The organism is Neobacillus sp. C211 (genome assembly GCF_051842875.1).
Taxonomy (GTDB): Bacteria; Bacillota; Bacilli; order Bacillales; family Cytobacillaceae; genus Neobacillus.
Genome location: NZ_JBPXRO010000016.1, coordinates 29,065 through 50,639 on the forward strand (window position 1 = coordinate 29,065; position 21,575 = coordinate 50,639).

At 39.3% G+C, this 21,575-nt stretch carries 23 protein-coding genes; 4 read left to right on the forward strand and 19 right to left on the reverse strand.

Going from position 1 to position 21,575, the window contains the following annotated elements; translation table 11 throughout:
• Positions 1 to 201 precede the first annotated feature (201 nt).
• A complete protein-coding gene (locus tag ACSU6B_RS16095) occupies positions 202 to 1,176 on the forward strand; it encodes a 2-hydroxyacid dehydrogenase (RefSeq protein ID WP_410886699.1) in 975 nt (324 codons plus the stop codon).
• A 21-nt stretch (positions 1,177 to 1,197) separates the two neighbouring features.
• A complete protein-coding gene (locus ACSU6B_RS16100) occupies positions 1,198 to 1,875 on the forward strand; it encodes a YdeI/OmpD-associated family protein (RefSeq protein WP_410886701.1) in 678 nt (225 codons plus the stop codon).
• A 203-nt stretch (positions 1,876 to 2,078) separates the two neighbouring features.
• Here ACSU6B_RS16100 and ACSU6B_RS16105 read toward each other — a convergent pair whose 3' ends face one another.
• The 12 genes from ACSU6B_RS16105 to ACSU6B_RS16160 all read right to left on the reverse strand — a co-directional run bounded on the left by ACSU6B_RS16105 (position 2,079) and on the right by ACSU6B_RS16160 (position 12,832).
• On the reverse strand, positions 2,079 to 2,753 hold the full coding sequence (locus ACSU6B_RS16105) for a DUF1028 domain-containing protein (protein ID WP_410886703.1): 675 nt from the start codon (positions 2,751 to 2,753) through the stop codon (positions 2,079 to 2,081).
• A gap of 84 nt (positions 2,754 to 2,837) precedes the next feature.
• Entirely contained in the window at positions 2,838 to 3,290 is a 453-nt protein-coding gene (locus ACSU6B_RS16110) for a RidA family protein (protein ID WP_335712375.1), read from the reverse strand.
• A 126-nt stretch (positions 3,291 to 3,416) separates the two neighbouring features.
• Positions 3,417 to 4,115, reverse strand: coding sequence for an ABC transporter ATP-binding protein (locus ACSU6B_RS16115; RefSeq protein ID WP_410886705.1), 699 nt, complete (start codon positions 4,113 to 4,115; stop codon positions 3,417 to 3,419).
• Positions 4,108 to 4,902: an ABC transporter ATP-binding protein gene (locus ACSU6B_RS16120; protein WP_410886707.1), complete on the reverse strand. Its 795-nt coding sequence runs from the start codon at positions 4,900 to 4,902 to the stop codon at positions 4,108 to 4,110. Before ACSU6B_RS16120 ends, ACSU6B_RS16115 begins: the two co-directional genes overlap by 8 nt.
• The gene (locus tag ACSU6B_RS16125; protein ID WP_410886709.1) at positions 4,892 to 5,917 is read right to left on the reverse strand and encodes a branched-chain amino acid ABC transporter permease; all 1,026 of its coding nucleotides are present in this window, start codon (positions 5,915 to 5,917) and stop codon (positions 4,892 to 4,894) included. Before ACSU6B_RS16125 ends, ACSU6B_RS16120 begins: the two co-directional genes overlap by 11 nt.
• A 14-nt stretch (positions 5,918 to 5,931) precedes the next feature.
• A complete protein-coding gene (locus ACSU6B_RS16130; protein WP_066255119.1) occupies positions 5,932 to 6,798 on the reverse strand; it encodes a branched-chain amino acid ABC transporter permease in 867 nt (288 codons plus the stop codon).
• An 11-nt stretch (positions 6,799 to 6,809) separates the two neighbouring features.
• Positions 6,810 to 7,979 carry an ABC transporter substrate-binding protein gene (locus ACSU6B_RS16135; protein ID WP_410886711.1) on the reverse strand — a complete coding sequence of 390 codons (1,170 nt, stop codon included), beginning with the start codon at positions 7,977 to 7,979 and terminating at the stop codon, positions 6,810 to 6,812.
• Positions 7,980 to 8,041: 62 nt separating this feature from the next.
• Complete coding sequence (locus ACSU6B_RS16140) at positions 8,042 to 8,362, reverse strand: 4-hydroxyphenylacetate 3-hydroxylase C-terminal domain-containing protein (RefSeq protein WP_410886713.1); 321 nt, start codon at positions 8,360 to 8,362, stop codon at positions 8,042 to 8,044.
• A 418-nt stretch (positions 8,363 to 8,780) separates the two neighbouring features.
• Positions 8,781 to 10,055 (reverse strand): Zn-dependent hydrolase, encoded by a 1,275-nt coding sequence (locus ACSU6B_RS16145; protein ID WP_410886715.1) that lies wholly within the window; start codon positions 10,053 to 10,055, stop codon positions 8,781 to 8,783.
• A gap of 152 nt (positions 10,056 to 10,207) precedes the next feature.
• On the reverse strand, positions 10,208 to 10,774 hold the full coding sequence (locus ACSU6B_RS16150) for an FAD synthetase (protein ID WP_410886717.1): 567 nt from the start codon (positions 10,772 to 10,774) through the stop codon (positions 10,208 to 10,210).
• A gap of 21 nt (positions 10,775 to 10,795) precedes the next feature.
• On the reverse strand, positions 10,796 to 12,259 hold the full coding sequence (locus ACSU6B_RS16155) for a 4-hydroxyphenylacetate 3-hydroxylase family protein (protein ID WP_410886719.1): 1,464 nt from the start codon (positions 12,257 to 12,259) through the stop codon (positions 10,796 to 10,798).
• 63 nt (positions 12,260 to 12,322) lie between these two features.
• On the reverse strand, positions 12,323 to 12,832 hold the full coding sequence (locus tag ACSU6B_RS16160) for a flavin reductase family protein (protein ID WP_410886721.1): 510 nt from the start codon (positions 12,830 to 12,832) through the stop codon (positions 12,323 to 12,325).
• Between the two features lie 232 nt (positions 12,833 to 13,064).
• Here ACSU6B_RS16160 and ACSU6B_RS16165 point away from each other — a divergent pair, with 232 nt between their 5' ends.
• Together ACSU6B_RS16165 and ACSU6B_RS16170 are read left to right on the forward strand one after the other, a co-directional pair.
• On the forward strand, positions 13,065 to 14,384 hold the full coding sequence (locus tag ACSU6B_RS16165; protein WP_410886723.1) for a hypothetical protein: 1,320 nt from the start codon (positions 13,065 to 13,067) through the stop codon (positions 14,382 to 14,384).
• A 215-nt stretch (positions 14,385 to 14,599) separates the two neighbouring features.
• Positions 14,600 to 15,736, forward strand: coding sequence for a CAP domain-containing protein (locus ACSU6B_RS16170; RefSeq protein ID WP_410886725.1), 1,137 nt, complete (start codon positions 14,600 to 14,602; stop codon positions 15,734 to 15,736).
• A 116-nt stretch (positions 15,737 to 15,852) separates the two neighbouring features.
• Here ACSU6B_RS16170 and ACSU6B_RS16175 read toward each other — a convergent pair whose 3' ends face one another.
• From ACSU6B_RS16175 to ACSU6B_RS16205, 7 genes are all read right to left on the reverse strand, one after another.
• Positions 15,853 to 16,626: an NAD-dependent protein deacylase gene (locus ACSU6B_RS16175; RefSeq protein WP_410886727.1), complete on the reverse strand. Its 774-nt coding sequence runs from the start codon at positions 16,624 to 16,626 to the stop codon at positions 15,853 to 15,855.
• 443 nt (positions 16,627 to 17,069) lie between these two features.
• Positions 17,070 to 17,417: a 2Fe-2S iron-sulfur cluster-binding protein gene (locus ACSU6B_RS16180; RefSeq protein ID WP_215017378.1), complete on the reverse strand. Its 348-nt coding sequence runs from the start codon at positions 17,415 to 17,417 to the stop codon at positions 17,070 to 17,072.
• Between the two features lie 183 nt (positions 17,418 to 17,600).
• Positions 17,601 to 18,302 (reverse strand): GntR family transcriptional regulator, encoded by a 702-nt coding sequence (locus ACSU6B_RS16185; protein ID WP_410886729.1) that lies wholly within the window; start codon positions 18,300 to 18,302, stop codon positions 17,601 to 17,603.
• Positions 18,303 to 18,344: 42 nt separating this feature from the next.
• Complete coding sequence (locus ACSU6B_RS16190; RefSeq protein ID WP_410886731.1) at positions 18,345 to 18,875, reverse strand: chromate transporter; 531 nt, start codon at positions 18,873 to 18,875, stop codon at positions 18,345 to 18,347.
• Entirely contained in the window at positions 18,872 to 19,468 is a 597-nt protein-coding gene (locus tag ACSU6B_RS16195) for a chromate transporter (protein WP_215003133.1), read from the reverse strand. The genes ACSU6B_RS16190 and ACSU6B_RS16195 overlap by 4 nt, the downstream gene beginning before the upstream one ends.
• Before the next feature lie 117 nt (positions 19,469 to 19,585).
• Entirely contained in the window at positions 19,586 to 20,065 is a 480-nt protein-coding gene (locus tag ACSU6B_RS16200) for a GlcG/HbpS family heme-binding protein (protein ID WP_410886733.1), read from the reverse strand.
• Between the two features lie 29 nt (positions 20,066 to 20,094).
• Entirely contained in the window at positions 20,095 to 21,558 is a 1,464-nt protein-coding gene (locus tag ACSU6B_RS16205) for an aldehyde dehydrogenase family protein (RefSeq protein ID WP_410886735.1), read from the reverse strand.
• Positions 21,559 to 21,575: the final 17 nt, after the last annotated feature.

Sequence of the window (21,575 nt, forward strand, 5' to 3'; positions counted from 1 at the left end):
TTACACCAATAGATTCTTTTTGATATACTACTATAATCTTGATTCATCAAAAAAATTGCTAACTTTCAACTGTCGTGATTCCCATGGTTTTTTTATCAATTTTCGATTCCAATATTTTCTGAATTGTTGACTCTTTAAAAATTCTATGTCACTTTAAAAATATATTCATACTTACAGCTACAAAAGGAGAACTCAATAACGATGAAAAGAAAAATACTTGCTTATAATTTTGAATTCTCTGAGACCCTAGATCGTTTAAGAGACAGTTTTGACGTTGAAATTTTTGAAAGAATAAATCCCAAAACAGACCCGGCTTTTTTACAGGCTCTTAAGCAAGGTGTGGGTATTGTCGGTCTTGCCCTTCCAGTAGACAAAGAATTACTGGATCATGCCCCAAATTTAAAAATTGTTTCTAATAACTCAACTGGATTTAATAACCTTTCCATTGATGAGATGACAAAACACGGTGTTATGGGAACAAATACACCCGGTGTACTTGAAGATACTACCGCTGATGCGATTTTCGGGCTACTTCTTGCGGCGGCTAGACGTATCCCTGAATTGGACCAGTTCGTGAAGGTCGGAAATTGGAAGCAGCATTTAACTAGAAATGAATATGCCATTGATGTTCATCATAAAACCTTAGGAATTATTGGGATGGGAAAAATTGGGTCATTAATTGCGAAACGCGGGCATTTAGGCTTTGATATGAATATCCTGTACCACAATCGCAAGCGCAACCTGGAGGCTGAGGAAAAATATCGTGCTATCTACACAGATCTTGATCGCTTACTACTGGAAAGTGATTTTGTTTGTTTAATGACACCGCTCACACCTGAAACAGAAAATTTAATGGGAGAACGGGAATTTAAACTGATGAAAAAGTCAGCTATTTTCGTGAATGGTTCCCGCGGAAAAACAGTTGATGAAAAGGCACTTATTGAAGCATTAAGAACGAACGAGATTCACGGAGCGGCATTAGACGTTTTCCAAAGTGAGCCAGTCAAAGCGGACCATCCACTTCTCCAATTTCCAAATGTGGTGACAACCCCGCATATCGGGTCATCCACTTTCGAAACGGAATTTAAAATGGCCAAGCTTGCAGTCGAGAATTTACTAGCAGGACTAACGGGAAAACGCCCAAGGAACCTGATTAATCCCGAGGTTCTGAATTAATATTACGAAGGAGTTAAACACATGAATTCACCGAAAAATGTTGTTGAAAAGCTAAATTTGAATAAATATCGACGGAAGCTTGTTCTGCAGAAACCGGAAGATTTGGATGACTTTAATGAATTAGACTATGACTCATCTATTAATAGCGATAAATATGATCTTATCTTTATGTTCGTTTTTAGTTTAGAGGAATTTTCGCGGCAACTTCAATCGGTAATTGCAAACCAATTACTCGAGAAAAATGGTTATGTGTACTTTGCCTATCCAAAGAAGAATAATCCAAAATATAAAGAATACATTGAACGCGACAGCTTATTAAACGTAGTTGCTATGGATGATGAGGGATATACGCTTGACAGTGATATAAAGTTTTCTAGAATGGTCAGCCTAAACGATGTTTTTACGGTGGTGGGCTTAAAGTCTGCCCCAAAAAAGACAAAAAAGGCTTACAGCAGTAAATCTAGCCAATGTGTGGATGACTATATTGTTCATGTGGATGATATTAAACAGTACTTAAACAAAAATGAGGATCTATTGGGAGCTTATAGTCAATTAACTTTTGGATATCAAAAGGATTGGGCCCGTTATGTCTATAGTGCGAAAAGAAAAGAAACTCAAGATAAGCGTTTGTTAGAAATGGAGTCGGTTCTTGGAGAAGGCTATAAATCAATGGAATTATATCGAAGGAAGCAGAAATAATCAGAGGGGGCCCACTATCTCCCGCAGGAGTCTTCGCGCCTGCCGCTCCAATCAACTTGTGCCAAAATCAACAATGAGCTTTAACATAGCCTTTTCTTAAAAAAATCCCGATCATATCGATATCAGGAGAATCTTGTATTTCAAAAAAAAATAACACATAGGGATCAAGAATAATGTTCCCCATGTGTTATTGTTAAATTAAGTTACTCGTCACCTTTTACCCCATAGGAAGGAGCCAACTCAGGGACTACGGCTCTTACCTTATAGTCGTTTGCCTGTGGTTCGTATAATTCCCATAGTTTCTTTAAATCTTCCAGCGGATTTTCACTATAATCGATTCGTAAATCTACATATGCAAACGGTTCATCAGTGAATACCAGAAGTCCAATCGAATGCTCCTGATCAAGCTCTCCACCCATCTGGAAGCCTTTTTCAATCGCCAAAATTAATCTTTCAGCCAAAGGGTGTCCTTCCGTGCGTAAAAATTCGCGCCCCATTGCTTCCGGGATTGTGGGATCGCTGAGCAGATTACCGATACTAGCAACATTTTTATCACAAAATTCTCCATGTACACCCAGCGCCCTGCTTCCTGTGAAGGCAGCTGAATTACCTTTCGCATCCACCACTGCTATTTGTCGATACTCTGGATAGGGTGAAGCCTCCTTCATCGACCGTATAGCTGATTGGGCATCAAACCCGTTCTCCAACACAGAAAATCCAATCGTTGCTAATCTAGGGTCGGTAACATTTTGTGTTAAAATAGCACCTACTCCCGTCTTTGCCCATGGGCACCTTGCCCCAACCGATGGACTGCTGGACGTAACAATGACTCCGAACGCACCGGTGGATGAACAGCGGCCTGCTACCGAAAATGTCAAAATAATCCCCCCTTGCTGAAATAATTTTCATATTATTTATTACTATTTTTATTATGAAAAGTAGTAAATCACAATAAAAAAACTTTACTCGCTAATAACGGCCTCAACATCGATCTCCATGAGCATTTCAGGCATTGCAAAGCCGCTGACTAGTAATCCGGTACTGCATGGATAAACATCTTTAAAATGTTTTCCGATGACTGGATACACTTTACTGCGATCTTCACGATTCATTAAATAAACAGTAATTTTACAAATATCTTGAATCGTGCCTCCAGCCTCTTCGATTAGCTGCTTTACACAAGTACATGCCATTTCTGCCTGTGCTTCTACATCACCAATGCCATGAAAATTTCCATCTAAATCAAAGCCTGTTTGCCCTCTTAAAAAAATGCGATTCCCGGCTCTAACAGCCATACTAAATTCGTTAACAATGTGGTGTTCCGGTTTTCCTAAATTTTTTGGATAAAACTGATCTGTTTTAAACTTTCTGAATCTCTGAATCTCTACTTTTTTGGTCTCACCATGGACTGACATATTTAATTTTCCTCCCTAAAGTTAGATTATATTATTTAAGGAATTAATCCTTAATTGTTCCCTAAACAAAATATATAGTTTTTTCTGAAAATTGTCAATATTACCAGTAATAGTTAAAGGTATTTTTTATCCCAGATAAGAACGCTGGACAATTTCGCTTTCCTTTAGATCTTTTTTTGTCCCTTGACCTGCTAAACGCCCCGCCATCAGCACATACCCACGGCTGCAAAAGTCAATGGCCATTTCCGCATTTTGATCAACTAATAAAATAGTCGTACCCTGTCGATGTAATTCAGTAATTTTGTCATATACTTCAAAAACTAGTTTTGGGGACAAACCCATGGATGGCTCATCAAGTAGTAATAGCTTCGGCTTTGTCATCATTGCACGGGCTATCGCCAGCATTTGCTGCTCTCCACCCGAAAGCAACCCTGCTAGTTGATCTCTTCTGTCGCGGAGGATAGGAAACGGCTCTGTAACCTCTTCCACTCTTTGCTGACGTTCCTTCGTGGGAAGTGTATAACCTCCTAACAGCAAATTGTCCCACACAGAAAGTAAAGGAAATACATGGCGGCCTTCTGGCACAAGTGTCATGCCGCGGTTGACAAGCTTAAACGTTTTTTCTTTAATAATAGATTTACCTGAAAGCTTAATATTGCCGCTTTTCGGACGGAACTCGCCGATAATTGTTTTCAAGAGAGTGCTTTTTCCTGCACCATTGGCACCGATTACCGAAACGGCTTCCTTTTCTTCTACGATCAAACTCACATTGTCTAAGGCACAAATCTGCCCATAATAGGTACTTACATTTTCAACATTAAGCATTTGCTTCAGCCCTCCCCATATAGGCTTCCAATACTGCTGGATGACTTTGAATCATTTCAGGAGGACCTTCAACCAACTTTTCTCCAAAATTAATCACGGTGATTTGATTGGACAATGTATTTACGAGATGCATGTCGTGGGCAATAATTAAAATGGTGATGCCCTGATTATTTACCTGGGAAAATAGCTGCATAAGCTCTTTTGTCTCTTTCTGATTCATACCTGCTGTCGGCTCATCCAGTAATAATAAATCAGGGTTTGTTGCCAAAGCACGAGCAATTTCCACTCGCCTTTGATTTCCATAAGATAACCGGGCTGCATACTCATGGCGCATATCCCACAGTCCAACGAATTTTATAATTTCTTCAATTCGTTGTTTTGCTTCCCGTTCCTTTTTTCTGAAGCTTTTAGTACGGAATACCGCAGGCAGCAGCTTTCCTCCTGTCAGAAGATAGGTTCCAATTAATACGGTTTCAAACACAGTCATATCCGGAAATAGTCTAATATTTTGGAAGGTTCGTGATACCCCACCCTCCGCAATTTTATCAGGTCTCAACGATGTAATATCTTGATTAAATAACTGAATCTTCCCTTCATCAGGGGTAATTACACCCGTAATCAAGTTGAATAGCGTACTCTTCCCAGCTCCATTGGGACCAATGATCGCATGGATGTTATTTTCTTTCACAGAAAATGATAGATTGTTGACCGCCTTAACGCCTCCAAAAGATTTTGAGAGATGCTTGACTGTTAAAATGGCTGAATCATCAACAAGATTACTGCTCATAACTCAACCCTTCTTTCTCGATAACGGTTTTTTCAACTTGAATACCTTTCTTTAAAAGACGCTGCTTGGAAATTTGGAACAAACCCATGATTCCCTTTGGAAAAAACATGATCATAATGACGATCAAGAAGCCATAAATTAACATCCTCAATTCTGGTGTTTCCCTTAATGCCTCGGAGGAAACTGTGAGTATCGCCGCTCCAATAATCGCTCCTGCAATTGATCCTTGTCCTCCGATCATGACCATCGTTAAAATAGTTACAGACATGCCAAAAGCAAAAGTTTCCGGACTGACGACATGAAGGAAATGGGCATATAAAGCACCCGCAGCACCACAGAATGCCGCCGAAATGGTAAACATAGTTACTTTTGTTTTAAATACCGGGATTCCCATCGCTTGGGCGGCCAGTTCATCATCACGGATTGCCGTACAGGCACGGCCAAATCCGGACTTGATAATTAATCTAGTAATTAAGATGCCTAGATATACGAAGATTAATAATAATGGGTAATAGTCATGGTATTGTATAAACGGAAATTCCAAGGTTCCCAATTTAATAGTTGGAGGAGCTGATATTCCTGCAATTCCCATTGGGCCTCCCGTTAAATCGGTCCAATTTAGAAAAACTAGCCAGATAATGGTTCCAAACGCGAGGGTGGCCATTACCAGGTATTCTTCGATTAATTTCAACCCAATAAATCCAATGATAAAGCCGATAATCGCAGTGATGATAATCGAGAATGGCAGTGTTAACCATAATGAGAAACCTAAGTTTTTAGCCAGGATCGCAGCTACATAGGCCCCTATTCCAAAGAATGCACCATGGCCAACAGAAACCTGGCCCGTATAACCAACAATGAGATCAAGACCTAAAGCTAGAATGGCATAAATTAAGATCAGATTAATAATATACATAAAGTACGGATTTACGATTCCAAACGGTAGGAGAAATAATGCAATCCCTCCAAATAGAAGCACGATTTTTCGGAAAGCCGGCTTTTTGATCAGATCCATTTCCTCTCCCCCCTTTATACTTTTTGTTGGACAATTTTTCCAAATATTCCTTGAGGACGAACTAATAAAATAAATAACAAGATCACCATTGCGACCGCATCACGATAACCAGAGGAGATGAATCCGGCGGCAAAGCTTTCAATGACGCCAAGTAATAACCCCGCAATCATGGCGCCAGGTATATTTCCCATTCCGCCCATAACGGAAGCTGTAAATCCTTTTAATCCTGCAAATACCCCCATGGTTGGATAGACTAAGAATACGGGTCCCACTAAAATACCAGCGAGTGCTCCAACTGCAGACCCAATAGCAAACGTGATTGAAATGATCTTATTGGCATTAATCCCCATTAACTGCGTTGCTTTTATATTCTGGGAGGCTGCTTGAACCGCTTTCCCCATAAGTGTTCGATTAATAAATAACTCCAAAACGATCATGACAAGAATGGTCAGGATAATGATAAATATATAATGCTGATTAATCAGCATATCTCCCACCGCTATATTTTTGGATAGAAATGGAGAGGTTAGACGCTCTGGTGTTGCCCCCCAAATATATTGAGCTAAATTTTGCAGAACAATCGATATCCCTATTGCTGCAATCAGCAGATTTAATTTGGGCGCATTTCTCATCCTCATATAAACCATTTTTTCCATTAAATAACCGAGTAACGCTCCTGCACACACCCCGCCAAGATATGCCAGCCAGATTGGTGTATCTAATAAAAGAAGATAAAGGGACACGAATGCCCCTCCCATATAAACCTCGCCATGTGCAAAGTTAATAAAACGTAATACATTCCACACCATGGTGTAACCGATGGCCATTAATGCATAAATACTTCCGAGGACAATTCCATTTATGAGTTGATCAATAAACATTAGTAATCACCCTATTCCGATTCTTTGATAACCTTGAAGTTGCCTTTTTGCACTTGCATAATCATTGGGGTATTGGAACGGTCACCGTTTTCATCGAACTTTATCGGCCCTGTTATGCCTTGATGTTCAATATTTGCTAGTGCGTCACGGGACTTATCAGCGTCGCCATCGCCTTCGGTTAATGCTTTCGCAAGCGCCATGGCCGCATCATAAGCAATCGCCGTATTCGCTTGAGCAGGTGTATTATTTTCCTCGGCTAATTTTTTAAACTCTTTCATTTCTTCAGTTTCAGCATTTAAATCAATCATCGAAGCAAAAATATGATTCTCAACCGCATCGCCGCCTAAAGTGATGAGTTGCTTAGAATACATGGAATCATCTGGTGAGAAGAATTGAATGTTTAATCCTGCCTGCTTTGCTTGTTGCTCAATTAAGGCAACTTCATTGTAAAGACCAACAACCATTACTGCATCTGCATTTAATGTTTTAATCTTTGATAATTGTGATGAGAAGTTTTTATCACCAGGGTTATATTTTTCAGCAGCGATAAATTCTACGCCTTGTTCTTTCGTAGACGCTTTGGCTGCATCATACATGGTGATTCCGTAATCCGTATTTTCATAGAGTGCTGCGATTTTCTTTACCTTTTTCTCTTCCGCCATATATTTCATAACTGCCGGAACGTAGACGGAACCTGTTAAGATTACGCGGAACAGGTATTTGTTGCCCGTTTTTGAAAGGTCTGGGCTAGCCCCCATGTTTAAATGAAGGACTTTTGCAGGTCCTGAAACATCCTGTGCAGCCAATGTTGGAGATGAATTATATCCTCCAATAATGGCCTTAACTCCATCATTCATAATCATTTTATTCACGACGGCAACGGCTTCAGACGGAGTCGCTTTATCGTCACCGACGATCAATTCAAGCTTCTTCCCATTGATTCCACCATCACTATTAATCTTTTTAAACGCAAGTTCCACACCATTTTTCATATCCTGTCCATACTGGGCATTATCACCTGTCATTGGTGCTTGTAATCCTACCTTGATCGTGTCGCTGCTCTTGGAAGAAGAATTACTATTTCCCGATGAAGAATTCGTTGCCGAACACCCTACCAACATTACGGCTAGCACCAAAAACATAAACATTTTTTTGGCAATTAAGCTTTTAGAGAATACCAACTTCATTCCTCCTCTTTCTTCTTGCGTTTTTTAATTTTTATAAACTCAACTACGACGGTGGTTTAATGAGCATTGATTCCTTTGCGATAATTGATAAGCTCAGAGATTTTTTCTTTGACAGCTTGGAGATGAGTTAAACCTGTCTGTTCAACATTTAATAGCGCAACACCAATTAAATAATCAGCTCTGCGTAAGATTCTAAGGGTGTAATGAAAGGCAGAATAACAATGAAGTGTGGAAAGGATATAGGCTGTAGATTCTAAGGAGCGGTGGAAAAGGACATTTTCCCACGGAATTAAGACGTTATCAAAAAATAAGTAAGGTATCAATTTCTTCGAATTTCGTGGCGATTGGATAATCTTGAGGATTTCGACCTGTTCCAAGGTAGGTCCGGCAAATATGCATTAGTCCCGGTGCCCCCATTTATTAATGCCACACGTTTTCCTCCCTCCAATATTTATTGACTATCATTCTTATTTCTATTTACGGATTTTTTCTTTAATTATTCTTTAATTAAAAATAACAAATTCATAGTGTTAATGTCAATTTAATTTTCTAAAAATTCTCACTTTTATAACTTTTAATTTTTTACATTCTATAACATATTTTGTTCTAAAGCTTGTACTACCAAATCATCCAAAAATAGACCTTAATAGATAATAATTAGTTTAAGTTTTAGTAGTATAATAATGTCCTGCTAATCTATTTTCCATGACAAAAAATAGGCTGTCTCGTTTATTCAACAACAGCCTTAATTGTTTTTTACTAAAAGAATGCAATGTAAACCACTTCATTCACAACTCATTTCGTCTTATTAATAGGCAGACTATACCCTGTTCTATAAAGAGTACGATCTAAATTAATAATTCCCTGCAAAATAAAATTACCCGCTTTTTCAATATCCTCGGGCAAACTATACTCCTCAGGGCAATGACTTTTCCCTTCTATGCTTTTGACAAATACCATGGCCGACTTGGTGACACTTGCCATATGGGCTGCATCGTGAACAGCCATACTTGGAAGAATCAAACAAGGTTCATTCATTTCCCTAGCTGTCTCGACAAGGCTACTCACTATATCCTGATCTAAGACCACTGGTTTTTGATCAAGAAACACTTCCTGTTGTATTTCCACTTCTCTTCTTTCGGCAATTTCCTGCAAAACCTCTTGGATCGCCTCTACCGCTCGTTGAATAGTCACCGACTTTTCGGCTCTAACCTCTAAGATGAAATCAACCTGACCTGGAATAATATTGGCGGCATTCGGACTAATCGTTAACTTTCCGACAGTACCAACAACATTCCCCTGACCTTGACAATATCTCTCCACAGCAAGAATCATTTCGGAGGAAGCCGTAAGTGCATCTTTTCGATGTTCCATCATCGTTGTACCCGAGTGGTTAGACTGTCCTATCACTTTAACAGTACTACGGTATGTCCCGACAACACTGTTAATCACCGCCATAGGAATATTAGCGCTTTCTAACCGCTGTCCCTGCTCAATATGGAGTTCAATAAAAGCCTTTTTATCACTGTGCATATCCATCATCAAGGAAAATTTGTCGAGTCCGCCGTTAACCTTCTTCAATTCATCGCTAAGACGTGCTCCTTTTGAATCACATACGTCCTGTAGCATTTCCGCCGTTATTCGGCCAACAAATGACCGGCTCCCGAATGTGGATAAATTAAAATCATTGGATTCCTCAGCTGTGAAGGAGACAATTTCGATATCATGATCAAGGCGAATATTTAATTCTATTAATCTTTTCACAATTTCTTTAGCCATTAACACACCTAACGGCCCATCATATTTACCACCATTAGGAACAGAATCCAAATGAGAGCCTATGACGATACTACCGGGGTTTTTCCCCGTTCCTTTATATTTACCCCAAATATTCGCAGCTCCATCAATGGTCACTTCTAATCCCAATTCCTTTATTTCTTCAATAAATAATTGACGAACCTCATGATCAGCTGGAGAAAAACTAGGCCTGGTTACACCCCCCTGTTCATTTTTCCCATACGCCGCATATTTCTCAATATCCATCAGTAATCGGTCTAGATTTATCCTCAAAACTGTACCTCGCTTTCCTATCCTGCCAATTTCGATTCCAGCTTTTGTCGCAAAAATAAATTGAAGCAACAATATGGAATAAATCCAGCATTGCTGCTCCAGGTAATATTAATTATCGTCTTATCTATCAAGCTGCTAACCCATTTATTCTATTAAACCGCATAGTTTTTTTCTGCTAAAAAGGAAATATATCGGATATCTCCAAGTAATTTTTTTGCTAAAGAATAGTTTCCTTGCTGTAAAAGGAGACGAATCCTTGTAGAAGAGATTAATTCACCGTCTTCACATTGAAGCGGTTTTAAAACCCCGACATTGAAATTGGTCCGTAAATCCTCGATGGTTCCCCTCCGATCTTTACCAAATTGAAAGTTTGGACCTTCCCAAATTTCAAGAGGTCTAATCATCATCACCTCATCTATAAATGAAGCGACGCTTTGTTTTGTATACGCCTCATTAAATTGACCAACAATGACATGGTCAGCACCTAGCATGTTAAGCCTGCTTAGCTTTTCATCCAGCGAAGTTATCATTTGGCATTTTTTAAAGAAAACCTTCGGAGGCGGGTCAAAGGTATAGACGACAAAAGGGACACCACGCACCTGCGCACGTTCTTTTGTTTTTAAAAGTAAGGCCTGATGACCTCGATGAACACCATCAAGGGCCCCGATTGTTAGTACGGATTCAGGGAGCTTTAATGTACCAGATGTATGAACTTTCAATGACAAAACTCCTTTCTTACATTAGTTACTAGAAACAGGCGCAGTCAGATTCAGCCCTGCTGCCTTTCGGACTAACTCACGCTGCGGCTCCATATTAAAGTTATTAAACACGGCCATCTGTTGAGCAAATGGCGGACTTTGCGCAAATAATTCAAACGTGGTTCTATGTCCCGCATATGAGGAATTTAACAAATCCCTTGCAAAATAAAGTAATCTTCCTCGATCTTCAGGCGACCACTCGCCAACGGAATAATATTGATCAAAATATTGCTTGATTTCTGGATCTGCCATCGTGGCAGAATCTGGAGTGACCGCTAATTGACCACCAACGAGCTCTCTCGTTAAATGTGCCATAGCCGGGAAATTGGCTAATGCAAAGACACGACCTGTATACAAAAGCGATGGATTTGGCATCATTAACCCGCCGGGACTTCTTTTCGCATCCGCTACGGCAGCAGTTAAATGGGCATTGATTCCTTCGCGATAATTGATAAGTTCAGAGATTTTTTCTTTGACAGCTTGGAGATGGGTTAAACCAGTCTGTTCAACATTCAGTAGCGCTGCACCAATTAAATAATCAGCTCTGCGTAACATTCTAAGGGTGTAATTAAAGGCAGAATAACGATGAAGTGTGGAACGGATATAGGCGGCTGATTCTAAGGAACGGTGAAATAGGACATTTTCCCACGGAATTAAGACGTTATCAAAAATAAGTAAGGTATCAATTTCCTCGAATTTCGTGGCGATAGGATAATCTTGAGGATTCCGATCCGTACCTAAGGATGTACGGCAAATATGCTTTAATCCTGGAACACCCATATCGCAAATGAATCCACAGGCGAAAGGTGCCATTTTTTCGGATCCAGCATTCCAATCTAGGATTGTTGGTTTTACAAATGCTTGGTGCGCATAAGCAGCGGCTGTCTCAAACTTGGCCCCTTTTACCACGATTCCCTGGTCATTTTCCTCGACCACGTGAAGCAAGGTTCCTCCATCTTTTCCGCTGAACAATCTGCTTCGATCACCTTTTGGATCCGTGTTTGCCGAAACATGGAACAAGTCTTCTCGTGCGACTCGGTCAATATGGTACCTAATATTTTTTGCATAGGTCGGATCGATTTCATTTAATTTATCTTGAGCGTCATAAAGGGACCACATTTCACCGATCGTTTCATCGCCGACGCGATAAACAACCCCGCCAAGATCATCAAGAACGGTTTCAACATGTTTGCGAATCGCAGTCAAATCATCTTTTGTTTCAGGCATTTTATACGCCCGAGAAACAACTTCGCCGTCTGGCAGTCTGGTTGTTAATGTATCAGCAAACTTCGTTTCATGTGCCATATCATACATCCTGGCTTTTACATCCACAATGGGTTTAAAGGACGGGTGCTCGGCCACATTTCTAACCTTTTCCCCATCGATATAAACCTCGCGTCCATCATTCAGTGACTCCTGATATTGTTTACCTGTCATTAATGCCATTTTACAACCTCCTATTAATTTAATTATTCGCACAATTCTATTTAACACTTAAATTGAAGATAGTTAAGCTTCCTCAAATTTGCCAAATTTCCCGCGATAGTAAACTAAAGGATCTCCATCAGCTGCATCGGCCTTCTGGACCTCGCCCAAAAAGACGGAATGTGTGCCTCCTGTTATTTCTTGGACAACCCGGCATTCGAGCGTAGCAAGTGTTTGACCTAAAACAGGATTGCCTAACTCTCCATATGAAAAGTCAACTCCATCAAATTTATCCGTATTTGCTCTGGCAAATCTTAATGCTAATTCTTTTTGAGTTTCATTGACTATGTTTACCGTGAAGGATTCTGCAGCCGATATGGCATGACAAGTCCCGGTGCTTTTATTGACGCAAACTAGCAGCATGGGCGGATCGACTGAAACGGAACAAACGGCACTTGCAGTGATCCCAAAATCAACTCCATTATTACTGACGGTGATGATCGATACACCGCTGGCAAAATGACCTATAACCTGTTTAAATTGTTGTTGGTCAACCAACGGGACTAAATCTTGGTACTCCTTCGATTTATTCATAACTAACACTCCTAATCATTTAATTTACGGAATTATTCTTAATATGTTCCTTAAATAAAACTATACAGTTGAAAATTAATGATGTCAACAGAATTTTCTAAAAATTCACTATAATTAACTTAAAAATGTTAGTATAAAAATATGAAATATTTCAACTAGAGAAAATTAATGACAAAAGGATTTCCATTATTGTTATAATTAAATAACTTAATCTTTTTGGGAGGGAAGTTTTTTGAAACCAAGAGCCGGAATCATTGGACCAAATGACTCTGTCCATCTTATTTCTGAAATAGCAACTGAATATAGTGACCGGCTACAATCAGTACCATTTATCTACCAGAACCCTGAAGAAGCCACTAGCATCGTGCAAAAAAATCAACATGCAGTTGACCTTTGGATTTTAGCCGGACCTGCCCTTTTTAACCCATTTCAAAAGAGCGCTGTTAAACAGCCATTTTTTTTACTTCAATTAGATGGTGCCAGCTTGACCAAAACCTTAGTTGACATCAGTTACAATGATAAAAGAAGTTTAGAACGGATTAGCATTGACACGCTGACTGAACGAGATGTTTATGAAACATACCGCGACCTTAGCATACCAAGCAACCAGGTTTATGTTCATGAGTATACAAATGAGACCCCTCTTGATAATCTTCTAGCATTTCATCAAAAACATATTCAAGATGGGAAGGTAGATATTTGTATAACAAGCCTCCGTTCCATTTATGATCAGCTTTGTTTACATAACGTAACAGCCTATTGGGTTTCACCAACACGAAGCAACATACGCGAAACCTTGTCGACAGCCCTCCAACAATGGGAAACGATGCATTTTAAACATTCACAAATTGCTGCCATACTCGTGAAAGTTCAAGGGATGGAGAAAAAAGAAGATCATAATATGGTATCATACGATCTTCATCGATTAAATTTAGAGATCCAGGCAGCTATATTAAACTTTGCAGAGTCGATATCTGGTTCCTTTGTTACGATAGGAACAGGAATATTTGTTATTTTTTCGACAAGGGGTTCGTTGGAAGAAACAGAGAATTCCATTACCTCTCTTTTGGAAAAATTATCTTTACTTGCCGATTTACCATCCAATATTGGAATTGGTTACGGAGATACTGCATTGACCGCAGAAGAAAATGCTCGGCTTGCATTAAACCATGCCCAAAATTATGATTCTTTTTGCGCTTTCTTGGTGGATAATAATGGAACGATTGAAGGTCCATTAAAAGAGCAAGAGGCGATCTCCTATCAATACCGAACAGAAAATAAGGATTTAAGTGAAAAGCTTAAAAATAGCGGCATAACCATTACTACCTTTAATAAAATTTTATCCGTTCAAAAAAGAATGGGAAATGGTTCAATTACTGCAACCCATATAGCAGAATGGCTGAAAATGACACCAAGAAATGCTCGGCGTATTCTAACAGGTTTAGTGGAAGAAGGAATAGCTGAAATTATTGGTGATGAGGCACCTTCCTCCAAGGGACGGCCGCGGAAAATATATCGAGTTAGCGATACTTCTGAAATGATTAATAAGTAGGCTGGACCCAGCATGAGACTTTTACCCTTATACAATTACCAATATTCGAAAAGTTAAAGGCACTATCCAATTTGAGATAGTGCCTTTATGACCTTTGGAGTACTGATTTTAGAATTTGTATTACAGCCATACCGTTCCCTTTATTCCCCCCAAGCATATTACTTATACATTTTATCTAGATTGGGTACAATTCTAATAGAAATGGAGGAAATATCATGGTTCGTTTACTTGCGATTATCTCATTTATACTTTTATTTTATTTTTCATTGCCAGTTATTGATAAACAGATGGGGAAAAACGATATAGAAAAAAAGATTGATTCTGTTCAATCTGAAATGAATATAAAAGATAGCACTACAGTATTAGAAACACTTAATAGTTTTTATGAAAAGGTTCAACAATTAGTTGGGCAGCTTGGCTTTAAGGCGGGTGAACTTCCACTCACTAAACAACAGCCGCAACCACAAAAAGAAAAAGTAGAATTAAATATCCCTACTAACCAAGTATTTTCAGTTAATAATATAGAACTTGGTAATCTAAAAGAAGATATAGATCATAATTTAGGCAAGGCAAATCGGTCATCTCTTAATGAATATGGGACGAATTGGTACGCCTATCACGAAAATTACCATGATTTTTTTATGGTCATGTATGATGAAAACAACAAAGCAGCAGGATTATACACGAACCAAGATTTAATTGCATCCACTAAAGGAATCAAACTTGGAAGTTCCAAGATAGATGTTCGCGCAAAACTAGGTGAACCGATCACCAACATCCAAAAAGGAATGACAGTTTATCAATTACAGGAAAATAGTGACTATGATGTGTTCTTGCTTGAGGGAACTTACGTAACCATCTTTTATGATAAACATGAAAACAATACGGTAACAGCGATACAATTAATCAGTAAAGACTTTGAGCAGAAGAAAACAGGCTTTTACACCAAAGCCAATTCAGCGTTAAAAGAAGGCTTTGAATATCAATTATTCGATTTGACCAATGCAGCACGAGTCAATCATCAGCTTACAGTTCTAACATGGGATGAGCATGTTAGAGGAACAGCCCGTAAACATAGCACCGATATGGCGGTCCATCAGTATTTCGATCACACCAATCTGAAAGGACAATCACCGTTTGACCGGATGAAAGAGGATGATATCAGTTTTCATATGGCTGGGGAAAACCTTGCCTATGGGCAATTTAGCAGCATCTTCGCCCATGAAGGTTTAATGAACTCCCTCGGACATCGTGAAAATATTTTGCGGGAAGGTTACGAGTTTTTAGGAGTTGGCGTAGCTTTTAATGACGAATCGCAGCCCTATTATACAGAAAACTTTTTTGCGAAGTAGTAACGACTTGGATGATTTTTTCAAAACTCAAAAAAATCCACAGAACCGTGTGTTTTGTGGATTTTACTTTTAACTATGGAAAAATGAGGAACATCCTGTAAGACTGTTGTCCGGTCTCAGTTTCCTAGTTTTTGATCCAATAAGGACAAGGTTTTCCCGATAGACTCTTGAATAACATATGTATTACTGTCAGTATCATAAGGAGTTTCTCCTATATTAATAATAATTAGTGGAACGCCTTGCCTTCTGTATTGGGGGAAAGTGGAGAATGGCGTTACTTTTAGACTCGTCCCTAATACCAAAACACAATCCGCCTCATGAATCATATTTAAAATCGCATCAAATCCCTCCACAGTAAACCACTTGCCTGTATCACCGAACAAAACGACATCCGGTTTTATAAAACGTTCTCTTTTATCGCTGGTATCACAATGGTCACAGATATAGAATTCATCGATGGTATTGAGACGATTTTCCATCTCTTCTGTCGAATAGCTTTTACCGCAATGCAAGCAAGTTGCTGTTTTTATGGTTCCATGGAATTCTATGACTTTCTTACTGCCCGCCTTTTGATGAAGTCCATCAATATTTTGGGTAATGATATGAGAAACCTTCCCATCTTTTTCCCACTTATCCAAAATCCTGTGCCCTACATTCGGCACAGCATCCGGATGGTAAAGATTTTCGAATGCAAATTGATAAAACTCCCTTGGATTTCGATAAAAATAATCCAAGGAAAGGATATATTCCGGCGTAAGTTGATAAACCCCAGACCTTGAACGAAAGTCTTTTATGCCAGATTCTGTACTAATCCCCGCTCCAGTTAGCACAACGATGTTTTTTTTATTTTTAATGAGGCTTGTACATGTTTCAATCAGTTTGTTTTCCATCGATTCCTTCTCCTTTAAATACGCTGTTAGGGCAACAATAATACTACTTAGTTTATAGGAAAAAACCAATTCCTAGTCATATGTCAAGTATAGCTATTTACAAATCAGGATTTATTTCATAAAAAAACTGCCCCAAGTTAAACTAATGGGACAGCCTTTATAAATAGTGCCTGTCCCTCACTACTTTACAACTTAAAGCACTCGAGGTAGGCCATAATAGATGCTATGCAAATGCACGTAATTTTTTATTTTTTTTCAAATGCAAAGGTTTATGAGTGTAATAGATTTTTGCTAGTGCATGATTATCACAAAGTGAACATTTAATTTGATAAGAAGCTTTGCTAATATGGGGAGTTTCTAAGAGGGTTAATATTTCTTTCATATGTTTATCACAGGCCCACATGATCTCACCCCGAATTCATATTTTTCTTTAACTAAGCTTACTAAATGGTAGAGACTTCTTTCTGGAGTTTATCAGGCTTCCTTTTCTTCACGACTTCTGTAAATGCATCTTCCCAAGAAATCGAAATATCTCCATTTGTCACAAATGTTTGACAACCGAGGCGATATCCTTCTCTTAACCACTCTTCACCTAATTTTCTTCTTTCCTGTACCTTGACTTTATCGAGGAATTCAGCGCCTTCTTCCGCCTTAAAAACGCAGCTGCCGCAAATTCCCCCGCCACATCGGTTTGGGAGTTCTCCATCGTAACGAAGGGACATCCTCAAGATATTCGAATCCTCGGGTACCTCTAATTGTTTATTGCTGTTAATGAAATTTATTTTTGGCATGCCTCGTATCCTCCCTAAAATTAATCTTCTTGGTATACAATATACCATATTTATAATTTTCAGACAATACAAATATTTTAAATTTTTTCATTTAAAAAAAAGATAAATATAAGACCACATCGTAAGTCGGTGTGGTCATTAACAAAGATGATATCTCGCTACGAGAACTTTCATTGGTATTTTTCAAGTGAACATCAATTTTTCTTTTTTATACAGCTTTTCTTTAATATTTTCAATATAAGTGATATATGCTTTTTTCGAGTTTTCAATATGAATTCTCATTAAATATTCTGCCATTTCCGCTTCTTTATCGCGCAAGGCTTTCATGATATCAATATGTTCCCTTAAGGATTCTTTTCTTCTGCCTGGTGTCTCATATCCCATATTTGCAGCCATATGTATATAGTCAATCAGACCAGAGAGAATCTCAAACAATTTAGGGCTTTTCGATGCCTTATTAATCAGACGATTCATTTGTATATGTTCAAGATTAAAGTTTTCTTCGGCTTGATCTCTTAACAACATCAGTTCTTCGATCTTTTGATCCAATTCTAGTTGCGTTTCTCTATCCATCCGCCCCGCAGCTAATTTAACGGCCAAAACTTCTAAAGAGGCAAGAATTGTAAATACCTCGATGACTTCACTCTCGGAAATATTGGAGACGACGACACCTTTTCGGGGAACCGTTTTTACAAAGCCTTGGGATTCCAATCGGAACATAGCCTCCCGAATCGGTGTCCGGCTGATGCCTAATTTCCCGGCAAGTTCTCTTTCAATTAAACGATCGCCCGCTTTTAATTCACCCTCCAGAATCATTTCCTTTAAATAAATATATGCATGCTCCCGAATCGATAAAAGATTGTTTTCCTCCCATCTTATGTCCATAAATTCCACCCGCTTATTTTTATTATTTTCTAACATTCATTTTTACGAAAGAAACACTCCACCATAGATCAAGCAGCAAACAATTAGCAGGGATGGATGCATTTTTACTCTAACCAAAGCAAAATAACTAACCACAGCCAAAAAGACTAAATGAAAAACACCACTATTCTCATAAGCTGTTAAAAAGAATTGATAGGCCATCACAGCAAGTAAAATCGCAATAATCGGTTGTACTGACTTTGTCATAAGTGCTACTTTTGGAGAACCTTTAAATAGATTTACAAACTTAAATAGTAAAATAACGGCGAGAGCAGAAGGAAGGATCGTTGCGATTAGAGCAATTACTGCACCAAGAATCCCCCCCACTTCATAACCAATATAACCGCCCATTTTGGTGGCAATCGGTCCTGGCAAGGCATTCCCAATAGCCAATACATCCCCAAACTCGGATAAACTCATCCAATGGTAATTGTTGACCACTTCATTTTGTATTAATGGAATGGTTGCAGGGCCGCCGCCGTATCCCAATAAATTAGCAATAAAAAACGCCCAAAAGATATGCAAATAGATCATGAACTTTTTTCCTTTCTCTGAAGAAGCAACTTAGCGGAAGCTTTTGCCGCTTTTTCTTTTCGATCCGCAATGAAATAGGCAGTGATGAGAAATACCGCAATCAAGATGCCGGGATGCCAATCAAGAAACTGGACAAATATTAAAGAAACGACCGATAGTGAGAGCATAATCGGAAAACCTAACCCTTTCCGGCCATTTTGGAAAAAACGATAAGCCATCTCCAAGAGCATAAATCCGATCACAGGTGTAACCCCTTGAACCATCCCACTGACAATTGGTGATTCTTTAAACCTATAAAGCACACCCAATAAAGCGATCATGGCAATAATTGATGGTAAAATGTGAGTAAGAATAGCCACGGTCGCACCTAAATACCCCTTCACTTTATAACCAATATACGCCGCCATTTTGGTGGCAATCGGTCCTGGCAAGGTATTAGCTAATGCCAGGATTTCGACAAATTCCTGTTCGTTCATCCATTTGTATTTTTTAACAGCTTCAAATTCAATCAGCGGTATCGTCGAGGGTCCGCCCCCATAACCGGTCACACCGGTGCGGGCAAATCCAATTGCTAACTCAACATATGCTTTCAGTTGACTCTCCCCCTTTTTATACCAATATAACATTCTGTCGCATATTTTAATAGAACCGAAGATTAAGATAGACCCCATTCTGCTAAAACAAATGCTTTGAATGAGGTCCTGTTATTATTATTTTTTTATGTCTGCTTCCGTAATTACTTCCAGCCCATCACTTTCAAGATAACTTTGCAATGCTTGCAGGGCGGCAGTACCCACAGCCGTGTCTTGCTCGCCGTTCCCGCCACTTACACCAATTCCACCTACCACTTCACCATTGACAACAATTGGGAATCCACCAACAAAAATAGCGAATTTCCCTGGAAGCATCTGTTGAATTCCAAAGGCTTCATTTCCAGGAAGTGCAGGTCCATTCGGCTCCTTGTTAAATAAATGGGTAGAGCGTTTATGGCCAGCAGCCGTATACGCTTTAGCAATCGAGATTTCAGGTCCCGTGATGCGCGCTCCATTCATACGTTCAAGCGCTAGCAGGTTACCGCCATCATCGACAATAGCGATGGTTTCTAGAACATTGATCTCTACTGATTTTTTCTTAGCTGCCTCGATCATTAACTTTGCTTCTTCTAGTTCTAATTTCAACACAGATTTCATGGCTGTTCTCCTTTACCTAATGTATTATTTTAATAGCCCATATAGACAGTTTTTAATTGCGTAAAGAACTCTAAGCCCATTCTTCCGGATTCACGGAATGTAGATGTACTTGATTTTTTTAGGCCTCCAAATGGTGCATTCATTAAGTTTCCTGTCGTTGTGCGGTTAACCTTGACAGTTCCAGCTTGGATATCCTTTGTAAATTGGTTGGCGATTTTGAGATTATTGGTAACAATCGAAGCGGATAAACCATACTCGACGTCATTCGCAACGGCAATGGCTTCTTCATATGTATCTACTTCAATCACAGCCACAACTGGGCCAAAGATTTCTTCTTTTGCAATCCGAGAATTAGCGTTTACATTGGTAAAAATAGCAGGCTGGACATAGTATCCCTTTTCGAATTCCCCAGTCACTAATGGCTCACCGCCATATACTAATTCAGCACCATCTTCTTTTCCGAATTGGATGTATTTCAAGACATTCTTCAATTGTTTTTCATTGGCAAGCGGACCAATTTTCACGCCTGCTTCAAACCCATTACCTATTTTTAGCGCCCTCGTTTTTTCAACAAGTTTCTGAACAAATTCTTCTTTTACGTTTTTCATGACGATGACACGACTCGTTCCCGTACAAGCTTGCCCTGTTAAAGAAAAGGCCCCGTTTACGGTCAAAGTTGCGGCTTGATTGAGATCGGCGTCATCCATAACAATTAAAGGATTCTTCCCGCCCAGTTCCATTTGCGTCCGGGTTGTAAAGCCTGCTTTTTTATGAATGTCTTCCCCAGCTGCGGTTGAACCTGTGAAAGTGACGGCTCTAACAGCAGGATGGGTTACCAATAAATCACCGACGTCTGATGCTTTTCCCGTAACAAAGTTAATCACGCCTTTAGGAATTCCTGCTTTATCTAGTGCTTCGACTAGACGGAAAGCGATCAGTGGAGTATCTGAGGACGGTTTAAAAACAACCGTATTCCCCGTGATTAGAGCTGGAGCGATTTTTCGGGCTGGTATAGAAAGCGGAAAGTTCCATGGAGTGATGACACTTACTACTCCGAGCGGTTCTCTTTCCGTTGAAACTTTCATATTCGGATCATCATTTGGAAAGGTTTCCCCCGTAAAGCTTTGTCCTTCTACTGCATAATAGCGGAGCGTTTGCGCAGAACGTAACACCTCATTCTTGGCATCATCAACATGCTTTCCTTCTTCTCTAGTTAACTCTTCAGCTAAAGCAGTTACATTTTGTTCTAGTATGCTGGCGGCTTGATTTAGGATGGCAGCACGCTTGGAAGGTGCCGTTTGGGACCAACTAGGAAAAGCATTCTTAGCCGCTTCAATCGCAATTTTAACATCCTGTTCGTTTGATGCCTGGAATTCCCCAACAAGATCTTCGGTATTTGCAGGGTTCACACTAAAAAATGTTTTCCGGCTCACGGATTCCTGCCATTCTCCATTTATATAGTTATTGAATGTCTCTACTTTTGTAGTTATCACAACTATCACCTTTTTTC

Bases quoted from the DNA above. Each gene is read 5' to 3' on its own strand.
- ACSU6B_RS16095 (WP_410886699.1), top strand. From the start codon at position 202: ATGAAAAGAAAAATACTTGCTTATAATTTTGAATTCTCTGAGACCCTA.
- ACSU6B_RS16100 (WP_410886701.1), top strand. From the start codon at position 1,198: ATGAATTCACCGAAAAATGTTGTTGAAAAGCTAAATTTGAATAAATAT.
- ACSU6B_RS16110 (WP_335712375.1), bottom strand. From the start codon at position 3,290: ATGTCAGTCCATGGTGAGACCAAAAAAGTAGAGATTCAGAGATTCAGA.
- ACSU6B_RS16115 (WP_410886705.1), bottom strand. From the start codon at position 4,115: ATGCTTAATGTTGAAAATGTAAGTACCTATTATGGGCAGATTTGTGCC.
- ACSU6B_RS16120 (WP_410886707.1), bottom strand. From the start codon at position 4,902: ATGAGCAGTAATCTTGTTGATGATTCAGCCATTTTAACAGTCAAGCAT.
- ACSU6B_RS16125 (WP_410886709.1), bottom strand. From the start codon at position 5,917: ATGGATCTGATCAAAAAGCCGGCTTTCCGAAAAATCGTGCTTCTATTT.
- ACSU6B_RS16130 (WP_066255119.1), bottom strand. From the start codon at position 6,798: ATGTTTATTGATCAACTCATAAATGGAATTGTCCTCGGAAGTATTTAT.
- ACSU6B_RS16155 (WP_410886719.1), bottom strand. From the start codon at position 12,259: ATGGCATTAATGACAGGTAAACAATATCAGGAGTCACTGAATGATGGA.
- ACSU6B_RS16160 (WP_410886721.1), bottom strand. From the start codon at position 12,832: ATGAATAAATCGAAGGAGTACCAAGATTTAGTCCCGTTGGTTGACCAA.
- ACSU6B_RS16170 (WP_410886725.1), top strand. From the start codon at position 14,600: ATGGTTCGTTTACTTGCGATTATCTCATTTATACTTTTATTTTATTTT.
- ACSU6B_RS16175 (WP_410886727.1), bottom strand. From the start codon at position 16,626: ATGGAAAACAAACTGATTGAAACATGTACAAGCCTCATTAAAAATAAA.
- ACSU6B_RS16180 (WP_215017378.1), bottom strand. From the start codon at position 17,417: ATGCCAAAAATAAATTTCATTAACAGCAATAAACAATTAGAGGTACCC.
- ACSU6B_RS16185 (WP_410886729.1), bottom strand. From the start codon at position 18,302: ATGGACATAAGATGGGAGGAAAACAATCTTTTATCGATTCGGGAGCAT.
- ACSU6B_RS16190 (WP_410886731.1), bottom strand. From the start codon at position 18,875: ATGATCTATTTGCATATCTTTTGGGCGTTTTTTATTGCTAATTTATTG.
- ACSU6B_RS16200 (WP_410886733.1), bottom strand. From the start codon at position 20,065: ATGAAATCTGTGTTGAAATTAGAACTAGAAGAAGCAAAGTTAATGATC.